General features: G+C 48.2%; 14 protein-coding genes and 1 tRNA gene. 10 read left to right on the forward strand and 5 right to left on the reverse strand.

Annotation, left to right across the window (positions count from 1 at the left end):
• The first annotated feature begins 805 nt into the window (after positions 1 to 805).
• The 4 genes from LBJ36_11725 (at position 806) to LBJ36_11740 (ending at position 5,213) form a co-directional block, all read left to right on the forward strand.
• Positions 806 to 2,038: a M20 family metallo-hydrolase gene (locus LBJ36_11725; protein MDR1379701.1), complete on the forward strand. Its 1,233-nt coding sequence runs from the start codon at positions 806 to 808 to the stop codon at positions 2,036 to 2,038.
• A gap of 378 nt (positions 2,039 to 2,416) precedes the next feature.
• On the forward strand, positions 2,417 to 3,058 hold the full coding sequence (locus tag LBJ36_11730; protein MDR1379702.1) for an IS607 family transposase: 642 nt from the start codon (positions 2,417 to 2,419) through the stop codon (positions 3,056 to 3,058).
• The gene (locus tag LBJ36_11735; protein MDR1379703.1) at positions 3,018 to 3,131 is read left to right on the forward strand and encodes a helix-turn-helix domain-containing protein; all 114 of its coding nucleotides are present in this window, start codon (positions 3,018 to 3,020) and stop codon (positions 3,129 to 3,131) included. The genes LBJ36_11730 and LBJ36_11735 overlap by 41 nt, the downstream gene beginning before the upstream one ends.
• A gap of 774 nt (positions 3,132 to 3,905) precedes the next feature.
• Positions 3,906 to 5,213, forward strand: coding sequence for an NCS2 family permease (locus tag LBJ36_11740; protein MDR1379704.1), 1,308 nt, complete (start codon positions 3,906 to 3,908; stop codon positions 5,211 to 5,213).
• A 180-nt stretch (positions 5,214 to 5,393) separates the two neighbouring features.
• Here the strand turns inward: LBJ36_11740 and LBJ36_11745 are convergent, their stop codons facing one another.
• The 4 genes from LBJ36_11745 to LBJ36_11760 form a co-directional block, all read right to left on the reverse strand.
• A complete protein-coding gene (locus LBJ36_11745) occupies positions 5,394 to 7,985 on the reverse strand; it encodes a flagellin (protein ID MDR1379705.1) in 2,592 nt (863 codons plus the stop codon).
• Between the two features lie 446 nt (positions 7,986 to 8,431).
• A complete protein-coding gene (locus tag LBJ36_11750; GenBank protein ID MDR1379706.1) occupies positions 8,432 to 9,724 on the reverse strand; it encodes a hypothetical protein in 1,293 nt (430 codons plus the stop codon).
• A 69-nt stretch (positions 9,725 to 9,793) separates the two neighbouring features.
• Positions 9,794 to 11,236, reverse strand: a complete 1,443-nt coding sequence (locus tag LBJ36_11755) for a hypothetical protein (GenBank protein ID MDR1379707.1) — start codon at positions 11,234 to 11,236, stop codon at positions 9,794 to 9,796.
• A gap of 320 nt (positions 11,237 to 11,556) precedes the next feature.
• Positions 11,557 to 14,121, reverse strand: coding sequence for a LuxR C-terminal-related transcriptional regulator (locus LBJ36_11760; GenBank protein ID MDR1379708.1), 2,565 nt, complete (start codon positions 14,119 to 14,121; stop codon positions 11,557 to 11,559).
• Positions 14,122 to 14,447: 326 nt separating this feature from the next.
• Here LBJ36_11760 and LBJ36_11765 point away from each other — a divergent pair, with 326 nt between their 5' ends.
• Entirely contained in the window at positions 14,448 to 15,836 is a 1,389-nt protein-coding gene (locus LBJ36_11765) for an MATE family efflux transporter (protein ID MDR1379709.1), read from the forward strand.
• A gap of 8 nt (positions 15,837 to 15,844) precedes the next feature.
• Here the strand turns inward: LBJ36_11765 and LBJ36_11770 are convergent.
• Positions 15,845 to 15,918: transfer RNA gene (locus LBJ36_11770), tRNA-Cys, on the reverse strand.
• 1,144 nt (positions 15,919 to 17,062) lie between these two features.
• On the opposite strand from LBJ36_11770, the gene LBJ36_11775 reads away from it, so the two are divergent.
• The 5 genes from LBJ36_11775 to LBJ36_11795 all read left to right on the forward strand — a co-directional run bounded on the left by LBJ36_11775 (position 17,063) and on the right by LBJ36_11795 (position 21,810).
• Complete coding sequence (locus LBJ36_11775; protein ID MDR1379710.1) at positions 17,063 to 18,196, forward strand: ABC transporter substrate-binding protein; 1,134 nt, start codon at positions 17,063 to 17,065, stop codon at positions 18,194 to 18,196.
• A gap of 121 nt (positions 18,197 to 18,317) precedes the next feature.
• A complete protein-coding gene (locus LBJ36_11780) occupies positions 18,318 to 19,202 on the forward strand; it encodes a branched-chain amino acid ABC transporter permease (protein ID MDR1379711.1) in 885 nt (294 codons plus the stop codon).
• A 38-nt stretch (positions 19,203 to 19,240) separates the two neighbouring features.
• Positions 19,241 to 20,257 (forward strand): branched-chain amino acid ABC transporter permease, encoded by a 1,017-nt coding sequence (locus LBJ36_11785; protein ID MDR1379712.1) that lies wholly within the window; start codon positions 19,241 to 19,243, stop codon positions 20,255 to 20,257.
• On the forward strand, positions 20,254 to 21,102 hold the full coding sequence (locus LBJ36_11790) for an ABC transporter ATP-binding protein (protein MDR1379713.1): 849 nt from the start codon (positions 20,254 to 20,256) through the stop codon (positions 21,100 to 21,102). The genes LBJ36_11785 and LBJ36_11790 overlap by 4 nt, the downstream gene beginning before the upstream one ends.
• Positions 21,103 to 21,810 (forward strand): ABC transporter ATP-binding protein, encoded by a 708-nt coding sequence (locus LBJ36_11795; GenBank protein MDR1379714.1) that lies wholly within the window; start codon positions 21,103 to 21,105, stop codon positions 21,808 to 21,810.
• Positions 21,811 to 21,986: the final 176 nt, after the last annotated feature.

Raw genomic sequence — 21,986 nt, forward strand, 5'->3', positions numbered from 1 at the left:
AAAACCTCTACAAACGCTTTTTCCGGTTCTTTGGGTAAAGCACCGCCGTGTTCACTCACCTAAACCTTTATTGTCTGTGAACTCGTCCAATCGCGGCTATCAAAATGTGTACTTTTTGACAGTCTCCCTATCACTGGCTAGCAACAGCAAAATAGCTAAATTTTTCCTAGGTATTATACCATAATTATTCCAAAATTTTGAGTCCAAATTTCAATTCTGGGATTTTATCAAAAAGTACGCTTTTTGATAGCCGCGATTAGGTAAGCTCACAGATGATAGAGGAATTTCAGGTTAAGGTTTTTCCCTGCATGCTCAAGCGATTATGCTCAATTTACATGTTATGGAGTATTTTTGACATCTCTCTAAAACTTATGTATCTATAACGCGTGAAAAAGTAGCCGAGTGGTCGGAGGGGTTTTGTTATTTCTCATCATTGATGTCTCATCATTGATGTCTTATCACTGATGTCTAATCATTAATCATTGATGCGGAATAGATCTGGTACGGGACAGCGAGTATATTTATGTGTACTGAACCTCTTGGAGGCTGGAGGCACGTAGTGGCTTTGAAAAGTCGTAAAAAAGGTGATTTTGCGCTGATGATGGCTGATGATGAGAGAGATTTACGCAAAGTATTATCCTGATGCCGAGCAAATTACGTTAGTGGCAGATAATTCGTGGCAGATAATTTAAATACTCATAACAAAACTCCAAACAGTTTTGACAAGAAGTTGAAAACAAGAAGTTGAAAACAAGAATAGATTCAGTGATAATTTCAGTATACTGAGGAGAAGGAGCGGGTCAATATGGGAGTTCTACCAGAAATTGATAGAAAGAGCCTTTGGAGCGCGATCGAGGAAATGGGTTCGATAGGCGTTACAGCTTCGAGGCGCGCGCGACTGGCTTTGGGACCGGAGGACTTGAAAGCCCGCCATTTATTGGTCCACTGGATGGAGGAATTGGGACTGGACATTCACATGGACGCCTACGCGAACCTTTGGGGCACGCGGCGCGGCCTGGATTTTTCGGCGGATTCGCCGGCCGTGTTCATGGGGTCCCATATCGACACGGTGGAAGACGCGGGGATGTTCGATGGCGTTATGGGGGTTCTTTCGGGATTGGCCGTTCTCCGCGCGCTGAATGAAGCCGGCGTCGAAACGAAGCGCCCTGTGGCCGTCATCTCCTTTACCGATGAAGAGGGAGGGCATTTTTCGGCGGGGGGCCTGGCGGGGAGTCGTTTGGCCGTGGGCGCACTCGACCTGGAGACCCTGAAATCTAAACGCAACCCCCAAGGAAAAAGCTGGGTGGAGGCTCTGGGTGAGAGCGGGTTCCTAGGGAAAGATCGGCTAGAACCTCACGCTTATCTGGAGTACCATATTGAGCAAGGTCCCGTGCTTTTCGACGAGCGGATCCAGATCGGAGTGGTGGAGGGCGTCGTCGGCCTCTCCTGGTTGCGGGTCACGTTCAAAGGCGAGGTGAACCACGCCGGGGCGTTCCCTATGAACCGGAGACGTGACGCAGGACTTGCCGCGGCTCGTGCTGTCGTCAAACTCAACCGGCTGGCCTTCGAACTCGGCCAGGGCACTGTAGTCACTTCAGGGCAGTTGAACCTGCGCCCAAACCTTCCCAACATCGTACCTGGCGAGGCCATCTTGACGGTGGATATCCGCCAGTTCGACTCCGACTTACTGGAGCGGGGCGTCACCAGGATCGAAGAAATCGTGAAAGAGGCGGGCAAGGTGGAAGGAGTATCCGTGAACGTCGAAAATCTCGCGTACACGCGCCGCGCGGCATTCACCGATGAAATGACGTTGCTAGTAGAGAACAAGGCCAAGGAACTGGGCTATAGTTCCAAACGGATGCCCAGCGGCGCCGGACATGACGCGCAGATCATCCACCACCTGTGTCCCAGCGCGATGATCTTCGTTCCTTCTCGAGATGGTAGAAGCCATTGTCCCGAGGAGTACACCTCCCCTGAGGACGTCGGCAACGGCGCGGAGGTGTTGCTGCGTTGTGTTCTGGACCTGGCGAACCGATAACCTTGATCATTCAAAAGTGTATATACACTATATCTATCTTATCAACATATCTATCTTATCAACCAAGAAATTTGTCAACGTCAAAAGCAGTCTCTGCCATTCATTTGTGATAATGTCCTCTTATTATAAATCGATGTTGGTATATTTCCATGGCGAGGTGAACCACGCCGGGGCGTTCCCTATTGAGCGTATTACCGAAGTATGGCAAATTTTCTTTCGGTCCTCTTCCTTTTCAGGCATTATTACGATAATATCTTGTGTGAATAAAATAGTATCTTGTGTGAATAAAATGGGAAAAAATGGAAAATAAATAAAATCAGAGGGGAAGGAGAGTATGCATAGCTTTACTAATGAGGATATAAGGTGTAATATGATGTTATGGATAAGATATATAGTTCAGGGCAAGCGGCAGAATTTCTTGGCATCAAAGTAAAAACTCTACAGAAGTGGGACAGGGAGGATAAATTAAAACCCACTTCACGAAGTAAAACAAATCGGCGGATTTATACTGAGAAGCAATTAAGAGATTTTCTGCGCTTGAAGTCGGAGGATTCTCGTGTCAGAGTCGTTGCGTATTGTCGGGTTTCTAGCCAAGCTCAGAAGCCCGACTTAAGAAAACAGCAAGCAGCTATTGAACAATATTGCGGCGAATTGAGGCTACAAGATGTCGAGTTTATTTGCGAAGTTGGTAGTGGTCTAAATTTTAAGCGACAAAAGTTTCTTAAACTGATGAAAGACATAGAAAAACAGCAAATCCGTCTGCTGATTATCGCTCACAAGGATAGGCTGGTACGTTTCGGTTTCGAGTGGTTTGAGCGTTTTATTAAAGATCATTTTTGTGAGCTAAAAATTTTGGACAGTAAAGAATTGAGTTCAGAGCAAGAAATGATCCAAGATTTAATGACGATAGTTCATTGTTTTAGCTCAAGGTTATATGGGTTACGAAACTACAAAAAATCCTTAAAAGAGGCATTGGAACATGATTATAGCTTACAAGACAGAAATAGATCCAGTGCCTGAGCAGATTGAGAAGATACACCGGACTACCGGCGTGTGTCGTTTTGTGTATAACCTATTTATAGCCACGAAATAGTAAAACTATAATTTAAGAGGATTACCAAAATTTAAGAGGAAACATGATAGCGACACCGGCTTTTACGTTTCTGATCACTACGTTCCTCGTAACAATGAACTCGTAACAATGAAAAGGATACAGAAGCGCGGCGGCATCGAATCAAGATATCCACCCTAGGCTGGGTAAAGCTGAAAGAGTATGGGTACATCGTATATGAATAAGCTATAATACATTAATGTTTCTACTGATAAGCTATTACAAAGCGCGACAGTGTGTTGCAGTGAAATTCTATACGGTGTATCGAGCGGCGTAGGTAACAGGCTTGCGCGTTTCAATAGCTTTCAATATCTTTTAATAGCTTTCAATAGCTTTTAATAGCTTTCAATAGCTTTCAATAGCTTTCAACAATTTTCAACAGCTTTCAACAGCTTTCAATAACTTTCAACAACAAGGAGGTGGACCAATGAAGGAGAAATTTACGATTGATTCTGGAGTTTGGGAGATGGTTCATATGCGTTCCAATAGCTGCTGATGTTGTAGCCAAAAACCAAGGCCGTGCAGTAGTTATTGCCCCGGTCACCGAACGTTTGCATGTAGAGACCGTATGTATCTACTGTGATGAAAATATTATTATAGATTGGGGCGATAACGGCGCTTGAGGAATATTTCCGCAAGCTTTGCGAGATTCAGCTTTTTCTTTGACTTCATACTCAAAGAAATACTATGCGAAACGTGTCTACTCGTTATAAGTAGGTATTAGTACGCTGAAAGAATCGGAGGGATTTATCTATCATGTCTTTTCTGGAAAAGCAGTTCAAGCTCCAAGAGAACCACACGACGGTAAAGACGGAGATTCTTGCGGGTGTCACGACGTTTGTGACAATGGGGTATATCATTTTTGTCAACCCGGACATTCTCTCCAAGGCAGGAATGCCATTTGGTCCCGTAATGGTCGCCACCTGCGTGTCCGCCGCCCTCGCCACGTTTTTAATGGCGTTTTTGGCTAATTACCCTCTTGCTCTGGCTTCTGGGATGGGGCTCAACGCTTTTTTCACTTTCAGCGTCGTCTTGAATCCCGACATGAACGTTGGTTGGGAGGGAGCTTTGGCCGCGGTATTTATCGAGGGTGTCATCTTTATCATCCTGACGCTCACCAAACTGCGCGAGACCATTGTCAACACCATCCCCAAGACCTTAAAGATAGGAATCGCCAGCGGGATCGGCCTGTTCATCACCTTCATTGGTCTGCAGGGCGCGGGTATCGTTGTCGGTAACCCCGCGACTTTGGTGGGGCTGGGTAGTATCAAAAACAGCTTTTCCATTGTCCTGGCCCTTGGTGGTTTGATCTTAATGGTGGTTCTCGAACATTTCAAAGTCAAAGGCTCCCTTCTAATCGGCATCGCGACTGTCACCGGCGTGGGAATAGCTCTGGGTAGAGTGCCTCTGCCAGAGGCCATTGTCGCGACTCCTCCGTCGCTTACCCCTATTTTCTGGCATTTAGATTTTTCTGGTCTAGGTGATCCCAATTTCTGGATTATCGTGTTTACCTTTTTCTTCGTCGATTTTTTTGATACGGTAGGGACATTGGTCGGCGTCTGCAACCGTAGCGGACTTCTGGACGAACAGGGACGATTGCCCCGCGCGAAGGACGCGCTAATGGCCGATGCTATCGGCACCGTCGCGGGGTCCATTTTGGGAACCTCTACCGTCACGACTTACGTCGAAAGCGCTAGTGGCGTTGCCCAAGGTGGACGCACGGGACTCACCGCGCTCGTCACGGGAATTTTGTTTTTGGTCGCTATTTTCTTCAGCCCCATCGTGGGCATCGTTCCCTCTTACGCGACGTCCCCCGCACTGATCATTGTAGGCATCTATATGATGATGGGGCTGCGTGACCTGAACTACGACGACTGGACGGAGTTGACGCCCGCGATGTTGGCCTTCTTCATGATGGCGTTGGCTTACAGCATCGCGATAGGGATCGAGTTCGGAATTGTTTCTTACGTTGTGATCAAGATCGTGAGCGGCAAGACAAAGGACGTGAATGTGGTTTTGATCGGCCTCGCGCTTTTGTTCGTCATCAAAGAACTTCTTGCCTAAGAAGCAATGCCAGACTGTTCGTTAGAAAATATAAGAGCGGGTCTCAGAGGCCCGCCTTTTTTACTTTCGGAGTATATCAAAACAAACTCAAAATACTACATCAGAATACTATAAACAGAAAGAAAACCACAAAAGAGGCTGCCCGAAGGCAGCCTCTTTTGTGATTGAAAGTACGAGTCGCTAACCCCGGAGGAGACTCAGAACCGATTGAGGCATCTGATTGGCCTGAGCCAGCATAGCGGTACCGGACTGAGACAGGATCTGGAGGCGCGTAAAGTTCAACATCTCCTTGGATATGTCCGCGTCCCGAATGCGGCTTTCCGCGTCCGTGAGGTTCGTGCTGGTGGTCGTCAGGTTGGTGACGGTGTGTTCCAGCGCGTTCTGAAAGGCCCCGATCTTCGCGCGTTGCGTCGAAACTTTGTTGATAGCGGCGTCCAGTATGGTGATGCCACGCGCCGCGGCGTCGCGATCCGTCACGATCACCCGTGTGACCCCAAGGGCGTCCGCCGACATGTTCCCGATATCCACAGCCACGTCTTCGCCTTCGTTAGCTCCGACTTGAAATATCGTGCTGTTGTCCACCAAGTGCAGAATCGTTTCGTAGGGTTGCGACTGCTTGATTAAAGAGAAGGCACGCGTCTGCTCGTTCCACTCGGCCCGGATGTTCGCCATCGGGTCGAACTCCACGTCCACGTTGGGATGGATAACCCCGACAAGCAGGTTGCTGGAGACCTTCACTCCGCTAGCGATGATGGTGCTATTGTGAGCGTCGTACACGGAGACGGTGAAGGAATTTTCTTTCGCTGTCTGTACTACATTGAGGGATAGGGCGTTGATGAGTTCCTCGTCGCCGGAGAAGGCGAGTTTGCCGCCATTGCCCGCCACCATGGATCGAATGACGAGAGTCCCCGCTACGGACTCCATCGTATTATCGTAGGTTTTGCCGTCCTCGACAAAGCTCACGAACTTCGACGCGCCCTTGGTCGCGTACCGTCCCTGACCTAAATCCGCGGAGATAGCGTCGTTCAGCTTCCTCTGCAACACGGCCAGGGTATCGGTGGAGTAAAGCGTAACGGTAGCGCTCTTGCCATCGCCCTGAGAAATGGTGATGGTCTGGTGGTTGGTTAGCAGAAAAACGCCTTGGGGGTTCCAAAACTTGTTGATGTCTCGCAGTTGGACATCCGCCTTTGCCGTCTGCCCAATATAGGCGGCCTCAAAGGTTGTCAGAGTGGTCTTCGTGCTAGAGGTGAAATTGCTGGTCGCCCCGAAGTTTTTCTCCAGGTTCAGAACGATATCGCCCTCGTATACCGTCCCGTTGTCCGTGTTGAGATAGAAGTTGCGGAAGTGCAGCTCCTTTCCCGCGACGGCGGCTTTGTTCACCGCGTAGTGGAGAGGGCGCTCCGATACCCTGTAGGTCGGGGGATTGGGTTGAATTCCCTTGTTGTTCAAGTCCATGTCCGCCCACTTATTGGGCCAGTCTGGGGTCTGTTGCCCTTCTATCCGGACAACTGTATCCGCGGCGGGGGCGATGGCGGATTTTGTCGCGGTGACGTTGAAGACCATCTTGTCGCCCACTGCGTAGTCGATCTTACCGCCGTTTCTCGTCGGATCGGACGTGAGGCTGTTCGCGTCGATGAAAATCGCGAAATCAAAGCCCAGCTTGCTGCTTGACGCCGGGGGAGCGGTTTCCCACTTGGTGGCCTCTTGGAGGGTTGGCGCCGCTCCGCTAGGCGCCTTGGCCGAGACGACGATATTTTCCTGAACGTGGTTCTCCACCGTGCCGTCTGCCTTCAGAATCGAGGACGTCAGGCGGAGCGTCACGGTCTTGCCCGTCATGTCCACCGCCGTAACCTCCGCCAGGACGCTGGCGTTGATATCCTGGGTGAGAACCGCGAAGATATCCTGCCCTTTACCTGTGCCAGGGCTCGAAGTTGATGGCGCGCTTGCCCGTTCGCCGGCTTGAATGCCTTGGCTGCTGTAATAACCCACCAGGCGGGTGTTGCTCGCGTCGCCTCCGTATGCCCCCACCGCTGCGTTCCAGATTGCGTTAGAGTCAGCGAAAGCGGTCTTCACGTCGCCGTCCGCCCGTATATTGTACGCACCAGCCGGGATGTTGTCCACGCGAGCGTTCTCCACTCCCACTTGGTTATTGACGCTTTTGTTCATGACAACGTTTTTGTGTTTGATCGTGAAAATATCGCTCTTTTGAGCTTCGGCCTGACCGGGATCCGCGTTGACCCTTATTTTGTAGTTACCCTCAAAGGCGGCCTTCTGTCCGAATTGATCAATCTGGCGCAGGGATCCTTTGACGTAGGCCTTCGTGGAAAGCTCACTAGAGGACCACAGAGCGGCGGCGCTGCCATCAAGCAGCCGCTTTTTGTTGAACTGCGTCGCGGTGGCTACACGGGTGAGTTCCCCTTTCAACTGGTCGATTTCCGATTGAATGTACTGGCGATCTTGCTGAGTCAGAGTATCGTTAGCCGCCTGAACCGCTAACTCCCTCATACGCTGGAGAATACTGTGATCTTCGCTCAATGCCCCTTCCGCCGTTTGCAACATCGAGATGCCGTCTTGGGCATTCCGAACCGCCATATTCAAGCCGTTGATCTGGGCGCGCATCTTCTCGGAAATGGCCAGCCCCGCCGCGTCGTCCGCCGCGGAGTTGATGCGCAAACCCGTAGAAAGCATCCTGACCGATTTTTGCAGAGCGGAATTTGTCTCATTGAGAGCGTTGAAAGCATAAAGCGCCGGTATGTTGTGATAAATCCTCATTATACGTTAACCTCCTTGTTACGAGACATCCTTATCCCGTTAACACAAAAAATCCTTTTGACCGTCCTGGTCTTCACTCACGCTTTTGTGTAGTACCTTTGCGTAGTCCCTTTGCATAGTTCCATCGTTATCATCACGGTTGGCGCCGAAACTGAAAATTTTCCCTCCCCCTCAACGTTGCTCGCCAACTGACTCACGCTCGATCTCATTCTGTTTTTCAGCCAGAGCCAAGGCTCTTTTATCATTATAGGAAAGAATTTATGGAAATATATGTGATAATTCATGAATAAAAACCGGTAAAAAGATCTATTTCAATTCAAGGCTGTTTTGATCGAGTTTTATGTAGAATCAATATATGTAGAAGCAATACACGAGAAGCCCCTCACTATTAAGATTGAGGGGCTTCTCGATCGAGTTTACGCAAAAATCAAGTTCACGCAAAAAGTTTATGCAAAAATAGATATGCTCGTTCCCGAATAGTAATTTGAGTTGCCGAAGCTGGACGGATTAGGGAGAGTGACTTTGATATTGACGTATTTGACCAAAAGTTTGCCGTTCTCATCGATCATCTGGTTAACTCTGGGTGTCTGTCTGTAAAATTCCGGGTCATCTTTCGTTATCATCGTCGGGATCGCTTGGGGGCATGCATTATTCGGATCTTGGCCTGGGGCGGCCCGCAAAACCATTTTGGTGGTTGGTTCCATTCCGGCAATCCGCACGTTGACAGATACGCTGAGCAGATAACCGTTTTGTGCACGAGAGTTCATGAGCGCTCCCCACAGACCTTCATCTTCAGTCGATCCCGTTTCCTGCGTTATATCGTACTTCTTAAGTTCTTCTTCTGACATTTGCGATGTTTGCGACATGAACTCAGACTCGCTTATGGAACCGGACGAAATTGTATGCCCAACGGGATCTCTAGCGAATGACTCCAAAAGACGTTGTGTTCCCGAAGAAAGCGAGCCCACCATCTTCGCGAAAGTATTGTTGTTAGCCTCCTCCGAATATGTGCCCTGCGGATTCGCCGCTCCGTTCCGATTGACAAACGAGGCAAGTTTCCCCTGCTGTTCCTGTAGTCTCGATAGATCGTTCTCCAAAGCGGCCGTACTCGCCTCGGCCGCTTTGGAGTCCATCACGCTTCTTCCTTCGTTTTTCAATATGTCGCCGACCGTCGGGACATTCGGGTCGCCCGTGATCTCCCACTTATCCGGCGCCCCAACAACGCCAGGATCAGCAAGATTTACTTCGGCAACATCCCACCGTTCACCGTTGGCAACGCGTTTGGCGGCTCTCGCAAGCATTTTATAAGATGACGTGTCTTCATACGAGCGTTCAGGAAACAGAACATTTCCATGTACGAATTTCTCTGTTTGGATATCCAGCTCATACTGCAACTTGCCTAACTCCGTCTGCAGGGCGATACGGTCTTGGGCGCTCAATGTCTCGCTCTGCGCCGATTCGGTAATTTCTTTCATTCGCGTGAGAAGTTCCTCCGCTATCGTGATGTGTTTGTCGATCGACTTCAATTTCGGATCGGCCCCCACGCCTCTTAACTTTTCTTGCCAGGATACCGCGTCATCACCGGAAACGTTCTCGCCGCCAGCAGGAAGACTTTTCTGAAAACTATCCGACGCGCGCTTAAGCGCCCCGCTCAAGCGATCAGTAAGAGAAGTCCCGCCCCCTCCGAGGCCACCCATTGGCAACCATTGCGATGCTCCTAAACCCACTTGATTTATCATCAAGATCACCCCTCCTTGGTTTTTTTAAAAGTCTCGTTACACTTTGTTCCGCAACGAGACTTTCAAAACTCACTGTACAGTATAAGAATTAATGTAGTGACCCATATAACCATCAAATATATCTGAATTATAGTACCCATTAACTGGCGACAGGAAATCCTTCAATTTTCCAGTATCTAAATCGTAGACAAATCCCGACTTCCAAAAAAGATCCTCGTTATAGAAGGTATCAGCAAACAAATCAGACTGACCACCCATAGATAACATATTACTAAAACTAAAGTGAACCGGCAAAAGCCATATAGCATTAGAAGCAGAACTACTTTCATGCAACTCATTCTCCATGCTGCTACTATAGCTTATAAATAGAGCCCGATGTATCGCCCCTGATGTTACATTAAAACGCGTAGATTTTTGTGGTTGTGGTATTGTTACTTGACGACTAAATGAGAGACTAATTGATGAAATTTTTAGGTCTGAATTAACCCACAACGTATTGGCTGTTGTCATATAAGCGATTCTGTTGTTGCTACTATTGCGTCCTAAAACCTGACCAATCGTTCCGGAAGAATTGAAGGTATTCACCAGTATCGAGTAATTATAGTTCAAATTGCTATAATACAAATTTCCCTCCGAAAGGACTCTAATGTAATAAGTACCCGGTGAAACCATTATCGGAACATTTGCGTTTGGTTCTATTGCCCCTTGATAAACAAGGTTTTCATTGTAAACATAGCCATAAACCAGAGGAATAACACCATAGACGTCTTGCATAATCATCGTCAGAACCGCTCGATTGGCAGATGTCGGTACGGTAAATTTAATAAAGTCTTCATCACGAAGAGTGGCTATTTCACCACTTATTCCTACTGTATTTGGCACCACAATCCTCGCGTTTTCGGGAAAATCATTAACTTCCGAGATTTCCGGATTGGGGTCAAAACTATTATAAAGAGTATATAGTTCAGTGGAACTTCCAGAATACGAGTACACAACAATAAAATATATCTCACCAGTTTCCGCTAGAAAGGATATATGCTCATCGGAACCCCCGACGCGTTGACTGGCTTTGAAAGACAGCACATTTCCAGCGTATAACTTATACACATACAAGTCATAATCCACATTAATCTGGGGAACTCGCAGGTGCATCGTGAATTGTCCAGCACTAGGAGCCTGAGTATAAAACCAAGATTGATGTCCTGTGTAGTCTAATGTGTCCGAAAAATTCATATTGGGCGGTATCATTGGAGCAGTGTTAGGCGAATCATTACCCGTGACCGAGGACATAGTACTCAACCCTGAGGACGAACTTTCACCTAAGGATAAGCTCTGACCGCTAGGTACAAACAGTCCATAAGGTGGTGATATCGGAGACAGCAAAATATTTTTTTTGCTCAAGTTATATATTGATTGATCCTTTGAAGCGACCGTCAGCGTCTCTGTCGGGAAATGGAGTGGTAGAGATTCATCCGACACTTCCATAATTGATCCAGCATAATTATTCCCCAAAAAGCCTACCCCCCCCCCCCCATATCTTCGTCATTCGCATGAACAGCAGAGCAAAAGAAAAACACACTTACAACCACCAACAACACATTACGCCTCATTACTCTACACCTCCAAATTTTCTACAGCTCTAAATCTTCATTGAATTCATTTTAATTTTAAAATTACTTTTGTCAATCCATGCTGAGCAGATTTACTATTCAGTCAAGTCGATCAATTCACGAGTTAAAGGCCTATACTAAATCGACGTTTCCGGGAATAATTCATTTCGCGTCTATTTCGCATCTATTTCACATCTATCTGAAACATTTATAATAAAAGTTTTAACTTACCAAATTCCTCTTTATGGAGATTCTGATGACATCCGCCAGGCTATTAGCTCCAAGTTTCGCATAGACCGTGTTCAGCAGCATCTTCACCGTTGTGATCGACAAATCGCGATTTGCCGCGATTTCCGAACGAGAAAGCCCTTCGTACAAGTCTTGAAGAACTTCCATTTCTCGCGTCGACAAACGCACGTCATCTCCTATGTTGTTTGCTTTTTTATACTCCGATATGACGAGAAGCAACTGCTTCGCGTAAGTGGCTGATTTCCTGTTGATCAGTTCGAGCCACTGGATGGGGATGCCGCAGTCTTTCTCCCGCATCGCCGCTCGGGTTAACGTGCGCATGTCGTTGCCCATTTCGATGAACGGCATCGTCAAATTGTTCGATAACGCGAGGTCATAAGCTTCTCGCAACGCGACCCTCGACTCGTCTCGATTTTTAATGTGATATTGACACGCCGCCGTGAGCAGTTTTATTTCTAGTTTTCCAAACAACACCTCACCAAAAACCGGTTTGCTTTCAATAAAGGATAGCAGCTCGTGGTATCGCTTGTCCGAGTAATAAAATTTCGCTTTGACAAAGTTTCCAAAATCCTCCTTGAATGTTCCTATGGAACCTTTTCCGAAGTCGTCGCTCAGTATCCAATGGACGACCAGATTGGGTTGATTGAGAACGAAATGGTACCAGCTTGATACGATGTCGTAGGTGATGAAACGGGTGGGATATTCTTTCATTTCCAACTGCGCGCTCAAGTTTTTAAATATCCTCTGGACCCCCTTGAAATCCCCCTGCGCGACAGCGATGCGCAAAAGATAAAACAGAGCCCGATTTCTGACTTCGTATTGATTTTTTTCCTCCGCTTTATATAACGCCTGCCTGAGGAATTTCATGGAATTTTTCAAGTCACCCTTGTAAAATTGCAGCTCACCTCTGGCCAGATCATCCAATCCGAACATACACCCGCCCATCATATGGCTCATATGCGGTATCGAGCGCGTCAAAGCGTCGATATATTCCTCCATCGCGCCGCTTCTCGTTGTTCCGACTTTAGAAACTAAAGCGCTCAGGGATACGCTGGTAATGGAACCAGATTCTAAATAAGGGCTGGAAGGGTTGGACTGATAATAATAAGTTGACTTCTCCAGCGGCTCCTCGAAATCGTAACGATCCGTGTGAGGCGCCATAAGATAGCGCGCGATAGCCAGAGCCATATAAGTGCCGCAAAGGACCCGGTTGTTGAAATCAGAGCAGGGCAGAGCCGAATATTTTTCGATGCGTTTCTCGATGTCCGCCAAGGCTTCTGCATAACGGTTCAGACTCATGAGCAGGTTCGGATACTCGCGATGGTACAAAGCGATGTCTTCCAGCGCGGAGGCCGGCGCTTTGTTATAGACGTCGAGAATAAACTTCGCTTGGTCGTAAGGGAACCGTATCGGCAGATGGTACACTAACTCGACGATCGCCTTGTATTCGCCAGCCTTGTCGTAGTAGGACACGGCATCCATTTTATACTCGTTCTCGTCGCACCAGCGAGCCGCTTTTAAGTAGATGTCTTTCTTTTCCTCCGCCGTCAGAAAATCCTGTTTTTGCCGCAGGTAGTCGAGAAAGAGGCGGTGGATAAGATAAACGTGCGAAAAGGTGTCAATCCGAACGAAAGAAGTGATTTTCTTCAATTCCTCGATGAGGGTTTTGTCACCTCCGGCAAGAATCGAAACCAGATCTCTCGAAAGGTGCTCAATCAGCGACAATTGAATTAGAAATCGTCGCATTCTCTCTGAACTCACGAGGAAGACCTCGTTTTCGATCATTTTGAAGATATTCAGCTTCATCGCGATACGCGCGTCTTGTACTTGATCGGGAGATTTTTTCAGGGACAAGCTGATCAGATTTACCGCTAACATCCACCCCGCCGTGTCGCTGTAAATACCGGCGATGCTTTGAGGCGACAACGGAATACCCATCAAACGAAAATACCCTGCTATTTCGCCCTCTGTCAAGCGTAAATCATCTTCGTTGACGTGAAAAACCATTCCCTGCGAGAGCAATCTCACCATGTTGATGTTTGGGTCTGTTTGTGAAATTAGGATCATGGCCACATTCGGGAACGGGGAATTGATGGATCGTTCGACAAACCGGAGCACCGAGTTTTCCTCGATGAGATGGAAATCGTCGAACACGATCACCCGCTTCTCCTTGAACAAGAGATTGTCCTCGATCGTCGAAAGGTATTTCTCGAACTGGTCTCTCGTCTCTGGAAATCCCAACATCGATAGACGCTCTGCCAAGTTCTTATCGCGCAGCAAAATCGTATTAGTGAAATGCTCCCAAAATCGGGCGCCCAGGTTATCGCGTTCCGAGAGCTGCAACCACAGCGTGTCCGCATCGTAGTTCTGGAGAAACGAGTAGACAGCCCAAGTCTTACCATAGCCAGTGCCCGCGGAAACAATGATCAAAGATTTCTGGAGGGCTTCCGCGAAAATTCCCTTTATTCGTGGGCGTTCCAGTAAAGTCCTATTTTCGGTAAGAATTGCCAATTCTCTGCGGAATATATGGTCACTCATTTATGAAAGATCCTCTATAAGTAGTATTTAGTAGATTTTTATTCCAGTTCCAGATTTTTATGCTTCCGATCCTTTCAGCCAGCAAGCCAGCAATAAATAACAGATCAATGATGTTGCGCTATACCTAAAGAATATACCTGCTTTTCAAAAAAACAATATGTTGGGACGTATTTTGTGATTTTTTGATCCTGCTTAGTCAAGTTTTTGCTTGATAACGTGAAGAAATATCTTTACAATAGTTTATAAAAGAGGTGAGGTAAAATATGACGCGAACAAACATCAACATTCGTATTGATGAAAATTTGAACACGAGCATGACCTGCTAGATGTCGACTGACGCGGAAAATCTGGTAAGGGATTTTAGAAAAGGGAGCATTCCCAAAACGCTGCTGGTCTTTATGCTTCCTTTTATGGCATCTAATGTTTTTCAGGTTTTGTACTCCACTGTAGATATGATTGTCGTTGGCCGCTGCGTAGGTAGCGCCGGACTTGCTGCGGTGTCTTTGGGTAGCCAGGTCCTAAATTTCGCCACGATGCTGTGCACAGGGTATTGCACCGGCGGACAGGTTCTCATCTCGCAGTTGATCGGCGCCGAACGCCGGAAGGAACTCAACGGGGTGATCGGCACTCTTTTCGCCTCCACGTTGATTCTGGGGGTGGCTTTCTCGGCCGGGATCGTCTCGTTACATCTGCCGCTGCTCCGCGTTCTCAACATGCCCCTGGAGTCTTTCAACATGGCGGTCGATTATCTGACAATCTGCGGGGTTGGCCTGATCTTCACGTTCGGGTACAACATGGTGTCTTCTGTCTTGCGCGGCATGGGGGACTCCAAACATCCCTTTCTGTTCATCCTTCTTGCCTCCGTGCTCAATCTGATTCTGGATCTGCTCTTCACCGGATACCTGGGGTGGGGTGTCGCCGGGGCCGCCGCGGCCACAATCTTGGGGCAGGCAGTTTCTTTCCTGTTCTCCCTGGTCTTTCTGTACCGTCGGCGCGCGGCGTTTTTCTTCGATTTCCGTCCACGCAGTTGGAAGATCCGTTGGATGTATTTCAACCCCATCGTCAAACAAGGCGTTCCCCTGGCCATCCACACCAGTGCTATCCACATCTCCATGTTTTATGTGAATAGCCTCGTGAATCAGGTTGGCGTTATCGCTTCCGCGACTTTCGGCGTCGGAATCAAGCTCGACGATATCTGCACAAAAATCTCCATCGGTATTCGTTACGCCGCGGGGCCCATGATCGCTCAAAATTACGCGGCGCGGGCTCTGGATCGCGCCAAAAGCGTCGTGTATTGGTCCTGGATTTTCGCCTGCGCTTTTCACGGTATTTTTATCGTCATTTACCTGTTATTCGGCAGACAGGCATTTGCTCTCTTCACAACGGACGCGGATGTTCTGGACTTGGCCCCAGTTTTTATTTCCGCTATTATGTGGACGTTCATGCCGCTGGCAATCATGCGTGGAACGAATGCCTTCGTCCAGGGCATTGGCAACGCTCCTCTGGGAATGCTTTTTGGGCTTTTAGATGCCGTTATCATGCGAGTTGGGTTGAGCTATGTCATGGGGGTCTTGGCAGGATGGGGCTTTTATGGATTTGTCTTGGGTTACGGCCTGGCTCCTTACGGCGCGGCAATTCCAGGAGCGATCTATTTCCTCTCTGGTATGTGGAAAAAACGTAAAAGCTTGATAGATGATTTAATAGATGATTTATAAAATACTTTTGGAGGCGGCACCCAGATTCGAACTGGGGATAAAGGATTTGCAGTCCTCTGCCTTACCACTTGGCTATGCCGCCCTCTTTCCAAACATAAAACAAAACTTAAAATATAAAACAAAACTTAAAACAAAACATAAAACGAAATTTCTCCTAAACACCCTTATCTAAACACCCTTATCTACACTGTATCCAATTCTAACTCATTTACTAGTAATTCGTCAAGTAGCTTACCAATAGAAAAGGGTATACAGATGAAAATGCAGTGGGGTCTGTAGTCGTGCCTACTCCCGGTATCCGAACGCTGTTCGTCGTCGTCAGCGCGAATCCATCAGTGCTTTTGACATACTCCCACGATTAAAGTCATGAAATTCTAACATCGACAAAGACAGCCGACTGAAACCGGTCTTACGTCTTCTTCATTTAATATAATAAGAGTGGATGCCCCATGCTCTTTTAAGAGTAGACGCCCCATACTCTGAGAATATTTACAGCCACATTAATATCTCGGTCATGTTCCGCCCCGCATCTCACGTTGATAAGCCATAAAAAGAGTTTAACATAAAAGTAGACATATGGCAAGAAATCAAATACAAAACAAACGCCACCGTTGGCGGCGTTGCGATTCTCATCTAATCTCATCCAATGACGGCTGAAGCCGTTGGCTTTCTCATCGCTTTATCGTCATTTTGGAGGCTTACACATAATATCTGAATAAGCTATAATACATTAATACTTATATCTGATAAACTATTACAAAATCTTGTAATGTGTCATGGCAAAATTATGTATTGTGCGTCAAACGGCGTAAGTCATAGGATTGCGCGTTTCGAAAATAAGGAGGTGGGCCGATGAAGGCGGAATTTACGATTGATTCTAGATTCTGCTAGGTGATTTATACGCGTTCCAATAGCTGCTGACAGCTGCTGACAGCTACTGACGTTAAAACCGAAAACCAAAGCCGCGCGGTGGCTATTGCCCTGGGCATTCGAATATTTGTGTGTAGAGACTGTGTGCCCCTACTGTACTGTGTGCCCCTACTGTATTGAAAATATTTGTGATGAAAATATTTTTGTAGATCGTGCTACAATGGCGCTTGTGGAATATTTTCGCTAGCTTTGCGAGATTCGGCTTTTTCTTTGGCTTCATAGTCAAAGAAATATTACGCGAAACGTATCTACTTGTTCTAAGTAGGTATTAGTACGCTGAAAGGATCGATTTCATAATGCGTAAGTTTTTGTCGATCGCCGGAATTGTTGTACTGTTTTTGTGTTCCAGAGCCTGGGCCGCGGACGTGGTTCGCGTCGGAATTGTATTGCCGATTTCCGGGCAGGCCGCTATGTATGGAGCTTATTGCAAAACGGGCGTGGAGTTGGCTTTGAAAGAACTGACCCCCGATATGACGATTAATGTCGGAGGCAAGAAGCTCCCCCTCGAACTCATCTATGAAGATAATGAAAACAAACCCGAAATTACGGCCAATGCATATCGTAAACTGATCGACCAGGACGAGGTTGTGGCCATCATCGGTCCGGAGTCTTCCTCCACGGCGCTGGCGGGAGGTCCTATCGCTCAGTCCGCGGGCATCCCCGTCATGACGATCTTCCCCACGAACCCAAAGGTTACTCAGGTCGGAGACTATATCTTCCGAGCCTGTTTCATTGATCCTTTCCAGGGAGCGGTAATGGCGAAGTACGCCTATGACGATCTAAAGATTCGTAAAGCCGCTGTGCTTTACAATAATGGCAACGATTTTTCCAAAGGGCTGACCGAATTTTTTACCCGAACCTTCGAGGAACTCGGAGGAAAGGTCGTTATCGTGGAGGCCTACGGCGGCAGCGATATTCGTGATTTCAACGCTCAATTCAACAATATTAAGGCCAGCGACGCCGAAATTCTCTTCATGCCCAACACCTACTTCGAGAGCGGACTCCAAATGCATCAAGCCCGCAGCGCCGGCATAACTCTTCCTTTGATCGGCGGAGACGGATGGGACACACCAGACCTCGTGACGATTTCCAATGGAGCAGAAGAGGGCGCGGCGTATTCTTGCGCCTTTTCTCACGAATCCACCACACCACAGGCCAAGAAATTCGTCGAGGCCTATAGAGTCGCTTACAACGATGTCCCGAACTCCAACGCGGTCCTCTCTTACGAGGCGTTCAATATTGTCTACAAAGCCATTGAGACCGCAGGCTCTCTGGAAGGGGCCGCCATCCGTGACGCCATCGCCAAAACAAAGCTGGAACTCCCATCAGGCGTCATTGAATTTGACGAAGAAAGAAACCCCAAGAAACCTGCTGTTATCGTGATGTACAAAGGCGGTAAAACGTCTTACGTTACTACGATCAATCCCTGAAGTCCTCCGAATACACTTGTCCGACAATGGTCAAAATATCGGCCATTGTCGCATTTTACGATAAATTTTGCGTTGGGTCTGACGTTGATTGAGACGTGGGTTGAAAGGAAGAATACCTTCCATGGAACAATTGATTCAACTGTCGGTTTATGGAGTTCAGCTTGGGGTTATTTACGCGTTGATTGCTCTGGGTTATACGATGGTGTACGGCATCATCAATCTCATTAACTTTGCCCACGGCGATTTCGTGATGATCGGGTCTTTTACAGCTTTTTTTGCGGTTAATCTCACAGGCGTCGGATTTTTCCCGGCCATCATCACCGCGATGCTCTTCCCCGCTATCTTGAGTATTCTCATAGAGCGCTTGGCTTATCGCCCGTTACGCAACAAGCCGCGTCTTTCGGCGCTGATCACGGCGATAGGCGTTTCCATTTTTCTTGAAAATTTCCCTCGCATGGTTCCCTTTATCGGCCCTAATTTCAGACGGTTTCCCGAACTTATCCCCATGCGTCACTTTTACCTATGGGGACAAGCGTCTATCAACACGATCCAGGTCACAAACATCGTAGCCTCCAGCGTACTACTCGTCCTTTTGATTTTTTTGGTCCAGTATACAAAAATGGGCAGGGCAATGCGCGCCGTCGCCTATAACAAAGACGCGGCCGCTCTGATGGGTATCGATGTCAATCGAGTCATTTCCTTTACGTTTTTCATCGGAGCCGCCCTTGCTGGAGCTGGAGGGGTTCTCTACTCACTAACCTACCCGATGATTGATGTTTTAATGGGGGTTTGGCTAGGGACGAAAGCCTTCATCGCCGCGGTCTTCGGAGGGATTGGATCAATTCCGGGTGCCGTGCTTGGAGGTCTATTGATGGGGATCATCGAGGTTTTCGCGACCGCGGTCTACTCCGAACTGGGTTATGGATCGAGTTTTGTCGTGCTGATCCTCGTTTTGCTATTCAGACCTTCGGGTCTTTTAGGCAAAGCTCCATTAGATAAAGTATGATTAAAGTATGATAAATAAAGTATGATTAGGGTATGATCATGGAAAAAACGACAACAAGAATGATCGTGGCAAAAATCAAAGATTACGCCCCCGCGTTAGGGCTTTTCGTCTTTTACCTCGTCTGTATCCAGCTCCGTCAGGCAGGTTACGTCAAAAACTACTGGCTTCAGGTTTTGATGTTTGCCTTAATCAACGGTATGGTGACGCTGGGACTTTACCTTATCAACGGCATCACGGGGCAATTTTCGATCGGTCAGGCGGGCTTCATTTCGGTCGGCGCTTATTCCTCAGGAGCTGTGACCACCCTTCTTTTCAATTTTCCTCCTCTTTCCGTCTACGTGAAGCCCTTCGTTTTTTTGCTGAGTATTGCGGTAGGGGGGATTGTCGCGGGAATCTGCGGCTATCTCATCGGGCGCCCCTCATTACGGCTGAAAGGAGATTATCTGGCCATCGTGACCTTGGCGTTCGGGGAAATTTTGCGCGCCATCATTCGCTGCATTCCCCAGGTAGGCGGCCCCCGTGGCTTTACGGGCATTCCTAGGTACAGCACGCTCGGATGGATCGTCGTGTTTTTCGGTCTTACCGTGTGGCTGATGAGAAATTACATCCATTCCTCCTTCGGCCGAGCCTGCGTCTCTATCCGCGAGGACGAGCTGGCGTCCGAGACGATGGGAGTCGACACCACACGATACAAAGTGCAGGCTTTCGTCCTCGGCGCGATGATCGCCGGCGTCGCTGGGGCTCTGCTTGCCCATGTTCTGGGGTTTTTGCACCCTGATCAGTTCAACTACATTCGTTCGACGGACTTCCTCGTTTATCTTTACGCGGGAGGCGCCGGCACCATGAGCGGCGCCATCGTCGGAGCCTCTCTCTTGACGATTCTTCCTGAGGCTTTACGCTTTCTAGCCGGTTGGCGCTTGGTCATCTATGGTATCGTTCTCGTGTTGATGATGCTCTATCGCCCCACTGGCATCTGCGGCGGAAAAGAATTTCCTTTTCTTATTCCTCATGTAGAGCGCGACGCTCTTTCGGAGAACGGTTGGGAAACGCCATGACCAAGATAACGTCGGCAAAGTCTTCCAAGAAATATTTGCTGAAGGTCGAAAAGAAGGAATATCTGCTGAAGGTCGAAAAGATCGGGATTCGATTTGGCGGGTTGCAGGCTGTGAGTGAATTCGACCTTAATCTCGCGTCCGGCGGGCTCTACGGGATTATCGGCCCCAACGGGGCAGGGAAAACGACGGTTTTCAACATGCTCACGGGTATCTATCGTCCGACGGAGGGGAGTATTCTCTTCAAAGGCAAGGAGTGGTCTGAGGGCAAGGATATGGTCGGCAAAAAAATTCACGACTTTACCGCCGCCGGAATAGGGCGAACCTTTCAGAACGTCAGGCTCTTCAAAAATTTGTCGATTTTGGAGAACATCGAGATCGCTTTGCACCGGAGCGTTCAATATGGATTGATGTCCGCGTTGTTCCGAACTTCCGTCATGAGGCGAAGAGAGAAAGAAATTCAAGACAAGGCGATCGCTCTTCTGAAGCGACTGGGGCTTTTGTCTCACCTGGACAAAAAGGCGAGCAGCCTCCCCTATGGTTTGCAGCGGCGTCTCGAAATCGCCAGGGCGCTTGCGACTTCCCCGACGCTACTCCTGCTGGATGAGCCCGCCGCGGGAATGAACCCTCAGGAGATCGACCAATTGATTGAAGACATTCGGTGGATCCAGGACGAATTTGCCCTGACGGTGCTTCTGATCGAACACCATATGGCGTTAGTAATGGCGCTGTGCGATGACATCACGGTGATGAATTTTGGCAGGATCATCGCCGGTGGGCCTCCGGACGCGATCAAAAACGACCGGACGGTTGTCGAGGCCTACCTGGGAAAAGGAGGCAACTTCTAGATGCTTCTGGATGTCAAAAACCTGACAGTGAACTACGACGTTATAGAGGCGGTCAAGGGGGTGTCCTTTTTCGTGGGAGAAAAGGAAATCGTCGCGTTGATCGGGGCCAACGGGGCTGGAAAGACCAGCATTCTTCGGGCGATATCGGGGCTTGCCGACATCCGGCAGGGACAGATCCTCTACGGCTCCACCGATCTTGTTGGTAAACCTCCCCACGACATCGTAAAACTCGGCATATCCCATGTGCCGGAGGGCAGGTTGATTTTCGCCCCTTTGAGCGTGAAGGAAAACCTTCTACTCGGCGCCTACACCCGGAATGACAAGCAGAACTTCAAAGCGGATCTCGAAAACATTTTTACCATCTTTCCCCGCCTTAAAGAACGTTTAAGTCAAGTTGGGGGAACGCTATCGGGAGGCGAACAGCAGATGCTCGCCATAGGTCGGGCCATGATGAGCCACTGTCGTCTGCTTCTGCTGGACGAACCCTCTATGGGCCTCGCTCCGATTCTGGTGGAAGAGGTTTTTTCCACGATTCTCAAACTGAAGGAAATGGAAACGCCCGTCCTTTTAGTGGAGCAAAACGCGAACATGGCGCTTTCTTTGGCGGATCGCGTCTACGTGCTGGAGACGGGAAGGGTCACCTTATCGGGTAAAGCCTCCGACATCGCTGAAATGGACGAAGTTCGGGCCTCTTATTTAGGCAAATAGAAAATATTCGGGGAATTTAAGTTATATAAGCTATAATTAGAGACACTGTTTTTCACCGACATTTTTTACGGTAAAGCGCTGAGAAAGCCAACGGTTTCAGCTGTGGGATGGGAATTGCAACACCGCCAACGGCGGCGTTTGTTTTGTATTTGGTTTCTTGTCATATGTCTACTTTC

It is taken from the genome of Synergistaceae bacterium (genome assembly GCA_031267575.1).
In the GTDB taxonomy this organism is placed as follows: domain Bacteria; phylum Synergistota; class Synergistia; order Synergistales; family Aminobacteriaceae; genus JAIRYN01.